Source organism: Staphylococcus sp. B1(2026) (assembly GCF_058895785.1).
In genome coordinates, this window is record NZ_JBZXTS010000038.1 from 1 (window position 1) to 12,158 (window position 12,158).

A 12,158-nucleotide genomic window follows, 5' to 3' on the forward strand; every position below is an offset into this window, starting at 1 on the left:
ATAGGCTACATCGCAATTAATTCATCATACAATTTGATACACTATTAACTTAACTATATGGTATAATCAATACTATATACGTATTTATATATGTTCGAGAAAATATATACAAGGAGAATGCATGTGAAGAAAAAAGATTCCGATATAAAATTAAAATGGTATGATTACTTCGGATTATTTTATCAAACGATATGGAATATTGTGTTATTTGGTATTTTAACACTTATTTTAATTGGTTGTCTTGGTATGGGTATTGGTGCAGGTTATGTTGCTGCACTTGTCAAAGATACACCTGTGATGACATATGATGAAATGAAAACTGAATTAGGTACTATGACAGAAACAACAGATGTTTATTTTTCTGGTGGCGAAAAATTAGGTTCATTACGTGCTGATACTTTACGTACTGTAGTTCCTTATGAAAAAGTATCACCTTTCATTATCAATGGTTTAATTAGTACAGAAGATCCTACTTTCTTTTCTAATGATGGTGTTGTTCCTAAATCAACATTACGTGCAGTCATTCAAGAAGTAACTGGATCAAGTTCTGCTTCGGGTGGGAGTACTTTAACACAACAATTAATTAAAAATCAAATTCTAACACGTGAAACTTCTTATGCACGCAAGGCAAAAGAAATTTTATTAGCTTTACGTGCAACAAAAATGTTTGATAAAAAAGATATTCTTTATTATTACTTAAATGTTGTTGACCTAGGTCGTAACACTAATGGACAAAATGTTTCAGGTATTGAAGCTACTGCACGCGGGCTATTTGGCATATCAGCACAAGATGTTAATTTGGCACAAGCCGCTTATATTGCGGGATTACCACAAGCGCCGTTTTTATACACACCTTTTACTAACACAGGTGAATTAAAAGATGACGAACATTTATCTTATGGATTTGAGCGTCAAAAATATGTATTAAAACAAATGTTAAAATATAAATATATTACACAACAACAATACGACCAAGCTATTGCTTTTGATTTGAAATCAACTTTTATTGATAATATTCCAAATTTAAGTATTGAATATCCTTATGTTATTACTGAAGCTAAACAACGTATTGTGGAAACTCTATTATATGTTTTAGCAGAAAAAGATGGCTATAGTCGTGAAGACATTAATAATAGTATTACATTGAAAGACAAATATTATGCTAAAGCCGAAAATGCTGCGCAAAAAAATGGTTACCGTGTCACATTAACCATTGATAAAAATGTACACGATGCATTAAATAATGCTGCTAAATATTTTGACGGCTATGGTGGTGAGTATATTTCTAGTGATGGCAAGGCTTATCCCGTACAAGTTGGTGCAATGGCCATAGATAATGTTACTGGTAAGATTTTAGGTTTTGTTGGTGGACGCGACTTCGAATCAGAACAAACAAATCATGCAACACAAAGTTTACGTTCAACAGGTTCTTCAATCAAACCTTTAGTAGTTTATGCACCTGCATTAGAAATGGGTTATATTTCACCTAATACACTATTATTAGACCGTTCATTTAATTATGAAGGCTGGACACCACAAAACTACGCCGGTATTGATTACGGCTGGGTAACAGCAAGAGAAGCTTTGTATAATTCATACAATTTATCCGCTATTCGTTTATATAGTGGTATGCTAGACAAACGTCCTGCTGAATACTTGAAAAAAATGGGTTACACATCTTTAACAGATCAAGATTACACTAATTTAGCAACTTCCATTGGTGGTTTATCTCAAGGGGTAACGGTTGAAGAAAATACCAATGCTTTTACAACTTTTGCTAATGAAGGTACTTTTAAAGATGCTTATATGGTAGCAAAAATTGCTGATAGTAATGGTAATGTCATTTATCAAAAAGATAATGAAGAAGGTGTTCAAGTTTATTCTCCTGAAACAGCATATATGATTGTAGACATGTTAAAAAATGTTTTAACACAAGGTTCTGCTAATCAAGTGCCTGGTCTATTAAACTTTGGCTCTAGTAATGTTTATGCAAAAACAGGTACATCTGATGGTGTCTATGATTCATGGATGGTCGGTGGTACTAAACGTTTAACTTTAGGTGCTTGGTTAGGTTATGATCAACCTGCAACTTTACCAAGTGATGCTACTATTAAATATGTTTGGTCTACATTACTAAATTCAGTATATAATGTTGACAATGAATTAGTCGCACCGGAACAAGGTTTTCCTCGTCCAGATAATGTAGATACACGTTCTATATGTCAACTATCTAATGGTGCACCTGTAAATAATTGCCCAACAGCTACTTCATTATTCAATAATAATTTACCATTCAATACCATTACTAATCCTGCAGAAGATAATACAACTTTATTAAGAAATGGTATTAATATTGATGCAAATGTCACTAGTGCTTTACAAGGTGCACAAAGTACAAAACCAGCAATAACTTCTCATACAACAAATCATTCATCATCAACTGATAATGATGACGATAACTAATAGACATACTCAAGTAGGAAATAAATCATCTCCTACTTGTCTTATAAAGGAGATTAACTATTTATGAACAACAAAAAATTTCTAGTTTTATTTTTAGGAGCACTTTCAGCATTTGGACCTTTTGTAACTGATTTATACTTACCTGCCTTACCTTACATGGCTAATTTTTTTAACACAACAACTTCTGCCATTCAACTTACTTTAACAAGTAGTTTAATTGGTTTAGCAGGTGGTCAATTATTAATTGGACCTATTAGTGATAAATATGGAAGAAAGAAACCTTTGCTAATTAGTTTAGTTATTTTTACATTAAGTACGATAATGATTATTTTTTCACCGAATTTATTAACAATGATTATTTTACGATTTATTCAAGGTTTAGCATCAGCTGGTTCTCTTGTTATTGCACGTGCAGTCATTGCAGATTTATATGAAGGCGATGAAATGGCACATTTCTTTGGTTTATTAATGGCAGTTAATGGCATGGCACCTATTTTCTCACCTATCTTAGGGAGTTTAATTCTAGTTTATGCTCACTGGACAATGATTTTTATCACTTTAGCTTTACTTGGTGTAATACTTATATTTAGCACAATCAAATTTAAAGAAACTTTATTAGTAACTAAGCGTTCTAATTTTTCAATATCACAAACATACTTAACTATGGGGAATGTAATGACTAATCATGCTTTTATGTTATTTGTATTTATTCAAGCTTGTGCCTTAGCAACATTATTCAGTTATATTTCTTCATCACCTTTTATTTTACAAACACACTATGGCTTATCTGCAATTGCTTATAGTTTATGTTTTGCTTTAAATGGTATTGCTATTACAATTGGTAGTCGTTGGTCAAGCAAATTTGCAGGACTACAAGCTTTAAAATTTGGTATTTATAGCCTTTTTATCGTTTCTATTATTCTAAGCATTATTTTAATTTTTGACAGCCCTTTATGGCTAGTAGAAATTGGGTTTTTCAGTTTAATGTTTACTTTAGGATGGATTTTACCTTCATCATCTGCATTAGCCATGAATTTAGAACGTTCACGTGCAGGGAGCGCATCTGCTCTTCTTGGATTTTTCCCTGCATTCTTCGGAGGTATTGTTTCTCCTTTAGTTGGTATGGGACAAATATTTTATTCAACAAGTTTAACAATTATCATTTGTGCTAGTATCTCACTTATTTTATACAGTAGAGTTATTAAATCTTAAAACATTATACTTTATTTTATTCTTTAACTCTTCTATACTTAAATTATCAAATTATTTAAGAGGTGGATTATGAAACATTACACAATTTATGGTGCTAATATTGATAATTATATTATTCCTATGGAAGATGTTGCTCATTATCTTGAAAGAAGAAATTATTGGCGTCAAAAACTCATCACATTCTTCACACCACATTTTCATGAAGTAACGACTGGATTCAAAGGTAGTCAGGATGGTGAAGCAGTCATTGCTTTGAACGAAAAAAATGAATTAGAACTTGTATTTCACTTAGATCCCTACTACTTAGAACAACTTGACACAGCTGAAAAAAATAATCGTTTAGAACAATATTTAAACAATCATTTAAGACAATAAGAAAAACCTGGACAATACCACATTGTCTAGGTTTTATTTTTTGCTATTAAACTTACAAAACGCAAACGATAAATGATTGAACTCGCTAAAAAAACTTTTAACATATCAACTATCATAAATGGAATTGATAGTAATAACATTGTTTCAATACGTTCTAATTTTAAATAATAACTAATAAATAAACTACCAGCTAAATTAATAAGCGCTGCACCAATTGTAACTATAATAACTACTTTGATATATGTTAGATTCTGAGCATATTTTTCTATTAACCATCCTATCACAATCACAGCAAAAAAATAACCAATTAAATATCCCCCCGTTGGCGCAACAAATAAAATGATACCGCCACGACCACCTGATAGTACTGGAAAACCTAATGCTGCTAGTAATAAAAACACACTTACGGTTATCCCACCATAACGCCATCCTAATAAACCACCTAATAACATAATACCTAAATTTTGTATGACTATTGGAATAGGTAAAAAAATAAATGTAATCGGTGGTAAATAGCCTAATAAAATGATAATAGTCAATAGCATTGCCATTAAGATTAAATTTTTAATCATTATCAATACTCCTTTTTTATTTATCATATCAGAATAACTATAATTTGTAAACCTTAATAAAAATAAGTTGACTATTACCTTAAAATAAAGTGTTGATAAACTAACTAATTATCAACACTTTATTTTTATTTCTCAATAATTTCTAAATGACTTGTATCATACAATACTTTTGCATGATTTTGTTTCAACAGATTTTTAGCAACTGTGTTACCTGTTCGCTTGTCAACAACTGTTTGATAGATCTCACTATTTCTATAAACTATGCCATTTTCACGACTAAAATATTCATTTTCTGCTTTAACATGATATTTATATGCTAAAGGTTCCGAAGTTCTTAATTCACCATATAAATATTCATCATCTGTATAGGTAATTAATTGAAAAGTATATTCTGTTGGATTATAAAAACGATAATCCAAATAATTATATACGATTGATGTCCCCGTACCAAATGGTACTTTTCGTCCAAAATCAGGAAACATATCTACACCATCGTGATGGTGATGTTCAATAATTTGTAAAGGTGTGTGTAAGATCATCCAATGTATTAAATTAGAAAATTGGCACATACCGCCACCTAAACCACTACGTGTATCTTCTTCTCTACCAACCATTAAACCTTCTTTGTAACCTTTACGTGATGTACATTCTCCAACTAATTTCCAAAATGAAAATGTTTGACCTGGTTTGATTAAAACACCAGATACTTTAGGTGTAGATATTTTTAAATTAACCGCTTTATTTGCTTGCAATCTAGGATCTACATCACCTAAAGTTCTACGAATTAACGAGTTATGTTTATAAACTAAACAAGGTAATGGTGTGTCAGACTTTTCTTTAGCAAAATTAATTTTTTTATTGAAATCTTGCCAATAACGCAACACAATACTTTTTCTCACCGATATCTTATAAGTTAAAGGTGAAATTTCACAAAATAATTTTCTAGACATATTTACCTCCCTTTTTATTTATTATAGCAAATACTAATTTAAAAAGGAATAAGTTAATTATTTATGGTAGGGACTACCTTCAATAATTTTATAACTTCGATATAATTGTTCAACTAAGATTAATTTCATTAATTGATGAGGAAATGTCATTTTACTGAATGATAATTTTTCATTAGCACGCTGTATCACTGTTTCATGTAATCCTAAACTTCCACCTATAATGAATGTTAAATCACTTTTACCATGTAACATTAAATGAGATAGATGCTGGCTTAATTGCTCAGAAGTATATGTTTTACCATCAATAGCTAAAGCAATAACATAACTTTGATCTTTTACTTTTGCTAAAATACGTTGTCCCTCTTTGGCTTTAACTATATCCATTTCTTTAATACTTAAATTCTCTGGTGCTTTTTCATCAGCAACTTCTATAAAAGATAATTTACAATATGCTGATAAACGTTTTGCATATTCTTCAATACCTAATTTTAAATATTTTTCTTTTAATTTTCCAACTGTAATTAATGTAATTTTCATGATTTCTCCTTAAAGTTCTATTAATGGTGTTGCTTCAGCTGGATCTGTATCATGAATTTGTACTTTTGCAATATTAATATCTGCTTGTGTTAAAATAGTTTTTGCTGTTCGATTAGCTAATTCTTTTAAATTATTTTCTTTACTAAGATGTGCTAAATAAATACGTTTAGTATGATCACCAATGACATCTAACATAGCATAAGCTGCATCCGTATTTGATACATGTCCTTGATCACTTAAAATACGTTGCTTAGTATGCCAAGGATAACTACACATACGTAACATTTCCTCTTCATGATTACTTTCAAAAACAAAAACATCCGAATCATAAATAATACCCTTCATTTTATCGGATACATAACCCGTATCTGTAATAATTGACATTTTTTTGTTATCTACTGCAAAAGTATAAAATTGTGGATTAGCTGCATCATGACTAACACCAAATGATTCAACAACTAATGATCCAAAATCTTTTATACTTCCTTTATCAAAAATAAATTTTTGTTCATTACTAACATTACCAATTAATTTATCCATGGCTTGCCATGTTTCCTGATTCGCATAAATTGGTAATTGATATTTTCTAGCAAGTACACCTATACCTTTTATATGATCACTATGTTCATGTGAAACTAATAGTGCTGTTAATTCTTCTGGTTTTCTATTAATTGAAGCCATTAATTCCACTATTTTTTTACCTGTTAAACCTGCATCTACTAAAATTTTATGTTGATTATGTTCAACATAAATGGCATTGCCAGTACTTCCACTAGCTAAAACACTCATCTTCATTATCTTTTACTCTTTTCTAAACTAAATTATTTATTTCATCTTATCATTTTTCAAATAGATAGTCTAAACATAATTAAATAAAAATAAGATTAGTAATAAATCACACCTACTATAGGTTTATTCATCACTAATCTTATTATCAATTACAATTTATTAAAATTTGTTTTTAATATCTTCTACAGCATCTTCTGCTTTATCTTTTACTTCTTCGGCTTTTGATTTTGCTTCTTCAGCTTTATCTGTTACAGCATCTTTAGCTTCATTAGCTTTATCTTTAGCATCGTCAAAAATATCTCCTGCTTTACCTTTAATATCTTCAAAAGCATCTTCTGCTTTATCTTTTACTTCGTCAAAAATATCTCCTGCTTTACCTACTACTTCATTTGCTTTGTTTTTTAAATCGTCTAAAAATGACATATCGTTATCCTCCTGAATAATAATCAAAATATATAAAATACTTCGTAATTTTANCGTCAAAAATATCTCCTGCTTTACCTACTACTTCATTTGCTTTGTTTTTTAAATCGTCTAAAAATGACATATCGTTATCCTCCTGAATAATAATCAAAATATATAAAATACTTCGTAATTTTAATTCTAATATACTTAGAATTTTTAGTCAACTAATTTAACTTATAATGCCTATTCTACTGTCACTGACTTCGCTAAATTACGTGGTTTATCAACATCACAATCACGATGTAAGGCAGCATAATAGGCCATTAATTGTACAGCGACAACTGATACAAGCGGTGCTAATTCCTGGTTGACATTTGGAATGATGAAACTATCTTCTGATGCATCTAATCCTTCCATTGAAATAATACATGTATGTGCACCACGTGCTGCTACTTCTTTCACATTACCACGAATATTTAAATTCAATTGTTCATTAGTAACTAAAGCAACAACTGGCGTACCTTCTTCAATTAAAGCTATTGTACCATGTTTTAATTCACCGCCAGCAAATCCTTCTGCTTGAATATACGAAATTTCTTTTAATTTTAATGCTGCTTCTAAACAAACATAATAATCTAATGCTCGACCAATGTAAAAACAATTACGTGCACGATCTAAAAATTTAGATGTTAATTTTTCTAATTTCTCATGTGCATCAATGACTGTACCCATTGCATTAGCAACAATACCTAATTCTTTTATTAAATCAATATGTACTGTTTGTTGTCTTGCCACAGCTAAAACATTAGCAAAAATAGATAATACCGCTACTTGTGCTGTATATGCCTTTGTTGAAGCTACCGCAATTTCTGGACCTGCATATAAAGCTAAAGTATAATTTGCTTCACGTGATAGCGTTGAACCAGGTACATTCGTTATCGTTAATGTTGGATAATCATAATTTTCCGTAATTAATTTTAATACTGCTCGACTGTCTGCTGTTTCACCCGACTGAGAAATAAAGATAAAACCTGCACCTTCTGATAATAATGGTAAATTATAAGCAAATTCTGAAGCAATATGTACTTCTGTTGGTATTTTAGCCCATTTTTCAATTAAATCTTTACCAATTAATCCTGCATGATAAGATGTCCCGCAAGCAACAATGTAAATACGTTGACATTGACTAAAAACTTTTAATAAATCTTCTTCAACTGTTAAATTACCTTGCTCATCTTGATAAGCTTGAATAATTTTACGTATAACTGATGGTTGCTCGTTGATTTCTTTTAACATATAGTGCTCATAAGTACCTTTTTCGATATCTGAGGCATCTAATTCTGCTTTGAATGATTCACGACTAACAACTTCACCTTCTAAATTTTTAATTTTAACAGATTCACGTTTAACCATCACAATTTCTTTATCTGCTAATTCCACAAAAATATCAGTGACTTGTAACATCGCCATCGCATCAGAAGCAACTACATTAAAACCTTCACCAAGTCCTACTAATAGTGGCGATTTATTTTTAGCTACATACATTGTATTTGGATGTGTTATATCAATAATTGCTAAAGCATATGAACCTTCAATCAATTTCAAAGTTTTACGTAAGGCTTCTTCTGTGTTTAAACCTTCTTGTGCAAATTTAGCAATTAATTGTACAATAATTTCTGTATCAGTATCTGATATTAAAGTAACACCTTCTAAATAACTATCACGTAATTGTTCATAATTTTCAATTACTCCATTATGTACTAATGTAAATCTACCATCCTCACTTTGGTGTGGGTGAGAATTTTTATAACCAGGTTTACCATGTGTTGCCCAACGTGTATGCCCAATACCCATAGTACCTAAAGCATTTTTATCCACTACTTGTCTTAAATCTGCAATACGACCTTTTTCTTTAAAAATTTTCACTTCATCTGTCGTTGTTTCATATAAAGCAATTCCAGCTGAATCATAACCACGATATTCTAACTTTTCTAATCCTTTTAATAAAATTTCTTTTGTATCTTCTTGACCAATATAGCCAACTATCCCACACATAATATAATCCTCATTTCAATTTAATATAGATTATTAATTGCTTTGTTGATTTGTCAATTAACTCACGACTATCTCAGCCGGAAAGGTATCCGCCGATAATTCGATCACCTTTCTCCTCGTCATTAAAGCTACTTTTAACCGTTCTAGCTTTAACCAGGCGCTATCATTTTAAACTATATTCCTCCTTATTATTAATAACTTTTATATTTTATCATACTTATGTATAAATGTAAAAATTCAAGCAATCAGTTATTTTGACTATTCTTGACCTTTATGTTTTAATAATTATATGAATATTACAAGGAGCATTTACTATGACAAAACAATCATTTTATCAACTTAATCATCAACTTCGTCAATATGATTTATTATTATTACAGATGGCTCAAATTCGCTTACAAAGAATTTTTGATCATAACAAAAAACTTGTTAAACATGCTAAAGAGATTACTGAAAATATTATTTTTGATTTTGTGGAACCTACTTTTAAGAAAATCTCACATTTAGAAAATTTATATATTGTTAATCAAAAAATACGTTTGCATAAAAATAAAGATCATATCGATTTAATCATAAAAATTACTAATAAATACTTACTACATATTACAGCTGAAAAACTTAAAATTACAAATGCTCAAATTTTCACTTCAAATTATCCATTTGAAGCACCTATCATTTCTCATTCAACACATAATCATGTAGAAATCATTTTAAACAATAATGATATTATCCATTGTATTATGTTTAACGATAAATTTTTAAATAAATGTTTTCAGCTTAATAATAAAATATATGTCATTGAAGAGTTTACTTTTAATCCTCTACTTATAGAAGAATTAGAAAGCTACTTAGGCTATAAAATTAAAGCTATTCATTATCAAAGTAGTTACATTAAATAATACTGTATATAAAAATTCAGCTAAGAAAACATTTGTTTTCTTAGCTGAATTTTATTAATCATCTGATAGTTCTTTCTTTTTTTGTTTTAATCTTTGTGCATAACTTCGACGTCTTTTATAAAATAACTGTGTTAAAAAATAATAAAATGCTGCACAATATATTGTATTAAATATAATAAATAATACATATAGTAAACCATTAAAATTCAAAAAATAATATTCTAAATAACTTAAATACACTAACAAAATAATACTTAAAGGAAAAATAAGGTAACACATGATGATTAATTGCCAACGTTCAAAACGCAAAGAGCGATAAAATAAAGGTAAGTTTTTTAAAATTAAATAAGCTAAAGGTATAAATAATAATAAATACCCCCAAACAAATATAGCTCCTAATATAGCTGATATAGCAACTACTATCTTAATAATATCATTTGTTTTCACCATAGTCCTCCACTCTTATAAAAGAAAGACTATAGGACTTATTTGCCCTATAGTCCTTTTATTATTTTGATAATGCTGATTTAGCTTGATCACATAATTGTGCAAATGCTGCTGCATCATGGATAGCAATTTCTGATAACATTTTACGGTTAACTTCAATACCTGCTACTTTTAAGCCATTCATTAAACGGCTGTATGATAAACCATTCATACGTGCTGCTGCATTAATACGTGTAATCCATAATTTACGGAAATTACGTTTTGTTTGACGACGGTCACGGAATGCATACTGACCAGATTTCATAACTTGTTGCTTAGCAACTTTAAATAATGTATGTTTAGAACCAAAATAACCTTTGGCTAATTTTAATACTTTTTTACGGCGAGCGCGCGTAACTGTTCCACCTTTAACACGTGGCATAATAAATTCCTCCTTTAATGGTGCTACTCATTAGCACATTATCTTTTAATTATTTTACTAATAAAGTACGAATACGTTTGTAATCACCACGTGAAACAAGTGATGCTTTACGTAAATGACGTTTTTGTTTTGTAGTTTTACGTGAGAACCAGTGAGAAGTATACGCACGTGAACGTTTTAATTTTCCTGTACCAGTTTTTTTAACACGTTTTGCTAACCCGCGGTGAGATTTCATTTTAGGCATGATGTGTTCCTCCTAGTTATTAATTTATTTATCTTCTTTTTTAGGTGCTAACACTAAAAACATGCTGCGCCCTTCCATTTTTGGTCTTTGTTCAACTGTAGCAACATCAGCTGCTTCCACAGCAAAACGTTCTAATACACGTTGACCAATTTCTTTATGTGTTATTGCACGACCTTTAAAACGAATAGATACTTTTACCTTATCTTCTTTAATTAAAAACTTCTTAGCATTTTTTAATTTCGTTTCAAAGTCATGTTTTTCAATTGTAGGCGATAAACGAATCTCCTTTAACGTTACAATCTTTTGTTTTTTACGTGCTTCTTTATCTTTCTTTTGTTGCTCAAACTTAAACTTACCATAGTCCATAATACGAGCTACTGGTGGTTTTGCTGTTGGTGCAACTAAAACTAAATCTAAATTAACACGTTCTGCAATTTCCAGTGCTTCTTGCTTAGATTTAACACCTAATTGTTCACCTGTATTGCTAATTAAACGTACTTCTTTTGCACGAATTTGTTGATTAATCTGTGTAGTGTCCTTGCTAATGGGAGCCACCTCCTGTATGATACATTCAAACTTTACAAAATAAAAAGAGACCGAAACATTATAGTCTCCGCCTATCAAATACATCATTACTGTACAGTACGATCATTGACCGGCTAACCATAATTAGCTTGGTGAGAAACAAACGTTTCTACTTCTTTTTACTCTAACATTATTCATCTTAACACTTCTAATGATTATTGTCAATATTAAATTTAAGGGAATTAATTGCGATGTAGACTATTT

At 30.1% G+C, this 12,158-nt stretch carries 14 protein-coding genes; 4 read left to right on the forward strand and 10 right to left on the reverse strand.

The features are described 5' to 3' along the window. Positions 1–123: 123 nt before the first annotated feature. The 3 genes from AC5EAH_RS06370 to AC5EAH_RS06380 all read left to right on the forward strand — a co-directional run bounded on the left by AC5EAH_RS06370 (position 124) and on the right by AC5EAH_RS06380 (position 4,050). Positions 124–2,463 carry a transglycosylase domain-containing protein gene (locus AC5EAH_RS06370; RefSeq protein WP_493493939.1) on the forward strand — a complete coding sequence of 780 codons (2,340 nt, stop codon included), beginning with the start codon at positions 124–126 and terminating at the stop codon, positions 2,461–2,463. Between the two features lie 63 nt (positions 2,464–2,526). Further along, entirely contained in the window at positions 2,527–3,675 is a 1,149-nt protein-coding gene (locus AC5EAH_RS06375) for a multidrug effflux MFS transporter (RefSeq protein WP_493493940.1), read from the forward strand. A 69-nt stretch (positions 3,676–3,744) separates the two neighbouring features. Beyond that, positions 3,745–4,050 (forward strand): hypothetical protein, encoded by a 306-nt coding sequence (locus tag AC5EAH_RS06380; protein ID WP_493493941.1) that lies wholly within the window; start codon positions 3,745–3,747, stop codon positions 4,048–4,050. A gap of 26 nt (positions 4,051–4,076) precedes the next feature. Here AC5EAH_RS06380 and AC5EAH_RS06385 read toward each other — a convergent pair whose 3' ends face one another. The 6 genes from AC5EAH_RS06385 to glmS all read right to left on the reverse strand — a co-directional run bounded on the left by AC5EAH_RS06385 (position 4,077) and on the right by glmS (position 9,358). Further along, positions 4,077–4,622, reverse strand: coding sequence for a biotin transporter BioY (locus AC5EAH_RS06385; protein ID WP_493493942.1), 546 nt, complete (start codon positions 4,620–4,622; stop codon positions 4,077–4,079). 125 nt (positions 4,623–4,747) lie between these two features. Further along, positions 4,748–5,572, reverse strand: a complete 825-nt coding sequence (locus AC5EAH_RS06390) for a VanW family protein (protein WP_493493943.1) — start codon at positions 5,570–5,572, stop codon at positions 4,748–4,750. A 57-nt stretch (positions 5,573–5,629) separates the two neighbouring features. Then, positions 5,630–6,109: a 23S rRNA (pseudouridine(1915)-N(3))-methyltransferase RlmH gene (gene rlmH, locus AC5EAH_RS06395; RefSeq protein WP_493493944.1), complete on the reverse strand. Its 480-nt coding sequence runs from the start codon at positions 6,107–6,109 to the stop codon at positions 5,630–5,632. 9 nt (positions 6,110–6,118) lie between these two features. Next, positions 6,119–6,904 (reverse strand): MBL fold metallo-hydrolase, encoded by a 786-nt coding sequence (locus tag AC5EAH_RS06400; RefSeq protein ID WP_493493945.1) that lies wholly within the window; start codon positions 6,902–6,904, stop codon positions 6,119–6,121. A gap of 153 nt (positions 6,905–7,057) precedes the next feature. Further along, complete coding sequence (locus AC5EAH_RS06405; protein WP_493493946.1) at positions 7,058–7,321, reverse strand: hypothetical protein; 264 nt, start codon at positions 7,319–7,321, stop codon at positions 7,058–7,060. 225 nt (positions 7,322–7,546) lie between these two features. Next, complete coding sequence (glmS, locus tag AC5EAH_RS06410) at positions 7,547–9,358, reverse strand: glutamine--fructose-6-phosphate transaminase (isomerizing) (protein WP_493493947.1); 1,812 nt, start codon at positions 9,356–9,358, stop codon at positions 7,547–7,549. A 314-nt stretch (positions 9,359–9,672) separates the two neighbouring features. On the opposite strand from glmS, the gene AC5EAH_RS06415 reads away from it, so the two are divergent. Then, a complete protein-coding gene (locus AC5EAH_RS06415) occupies positions 9,673–10,257 on the forward strand; it encodes a hypothetical protein (RefSeq protein ID WP_493493948.1) in 585 nt (194 codons plus the stop codon). 54 nt (positions 10,258–10,311) lie between these two features. Here AC5EAH_RS06415 and AC5EAH_RS06420 read toward each other — a convergent pair whose 3' ends face one another. The 4 genes from AC5EAH_RS06420 to infC form a co-directional block, all read right to left on the reverse strand. After that, entirely contained in the window at positions 10,312–10,704 is a 393-nt protein-coding gene (locus AC5EAH_RS06420) for a hypothetical protein (protein ID WP_493493949.1), read from the reverse strand. Between the two features lie 61 nt (positions 10,705–10,765). Next, positions 10,766–11,125 (reverse strand): 50S ribosomal protein L20, encoded by a 360-nt coding sequence (gene rplT, locus AC5EAH_RS06425; RefSeq protein WP_493493950.1) that lies wholly within the window; start codon positions 11,123–11,125, stop codon positions 10,766–10,768. 49 nt (positions 11,126–11,174) lie between these two features. Further along, complete coding sequence (gene rpmI / locus AC5EAH_RS06430) at positions 11,175–11,369, reverse strand: 50S ribosomal protein L35 (RefSeq protein ID WP_493493951.1); 195 nt, start codon at positions 11,367–11,369, stop codon at positions 11,175–11,177. A gap of 24 nt (positions 11,370–11,393) precedes the next feature. Then, positions 11,394–11,924, reverse strand: coding sequence for a translation initiation factor IF-3 (infC, locus tag AC5EAH_RS06435; protein ID WP_493493952.1), 531 nt, complete (start codon positions 11,922–11,924; stop codon positions 11,394–11,396). Positions 11,925–12,158: the final 234 nt, after the last annotated feature.

Bases quoted from the DNA above. Each gene is read 5' to 3' on its own strand.
- AC5EAH_RS06375 (WP_493493940.1), top strand. From the start codon at position 2,527: ATGAACAACAAAAAATTTCTAGTTTTATTTTTAGGAGCACTTTCAGCA.
- AC5EAH_RS06380 (WP_493493941.1), top strand. From the start codon at position 3,745: ATGAAACATTACACAATTTATGGTGCTAATATTGATAATTATATTATT.
- AC5EAH_RS06385 (WP_493493942.1), bottom strand. From the start codon at position 4,622: ATGATTAAAAATTTAATCTTAATGGCAATGCTATTGACTATTATCATT.
- AC5EAH_RS06390 (WP_493493943.1), bottom strand. From the start codon at position 5,572: ATGTCTAGAAAATTATTTTGTGAAATTTCACCTTTAACTTATAAGATA.
- rlmH (WP_493493944.1), bottom strand. From the start codon at position 6,109: ATGAAAATTACATTAATTACAGTTGGAAAATTAAAAGAAAAATATTTA.
- AC5EAH_RS06400 (WP_493493945.1), bottom strand. From the start codon at position 6,904: ATGAAGATGAGTGTTTTAGCTAGTGGAAGTACTGGCAATGCCATTTAT.
- AC5EAH_RS06405 (WP_493493946.1), bottom strand. From the start codon at position 7,321: ATGTCATTTTTAGACGATTTAAAAAACAAAGCAAATGAAGTAGTAGGT.
- glmS (WP_493493947.1), bottom strand. From the start codon at position 9,358: ATGTGTGGGATAGTTGGCTATATTGGTCAAGAAGATACAAAAGAAATT.
- AC5EAH_RS06415 (WP_493493948.1), top strand. From the start codon at position 9,673: ATGACAAAACAATCATTTTATCAACTTAATCATCAACTTCGTCAATAT.
- rplT (WP_493493950.1), bottom strand. From the start codon at position 11,125: ATGCCACGTGTTAAAGGTGGAACAGTTACGCGCGCTCGCCGTAAAAAA.
- rpmI (WP_493493951.1), bottom strand. From the start codon at position 11,369: ATGCCTAAAATGAAATCTCACCGCGGGTTAGCAAAACGTGTTAAAAAA.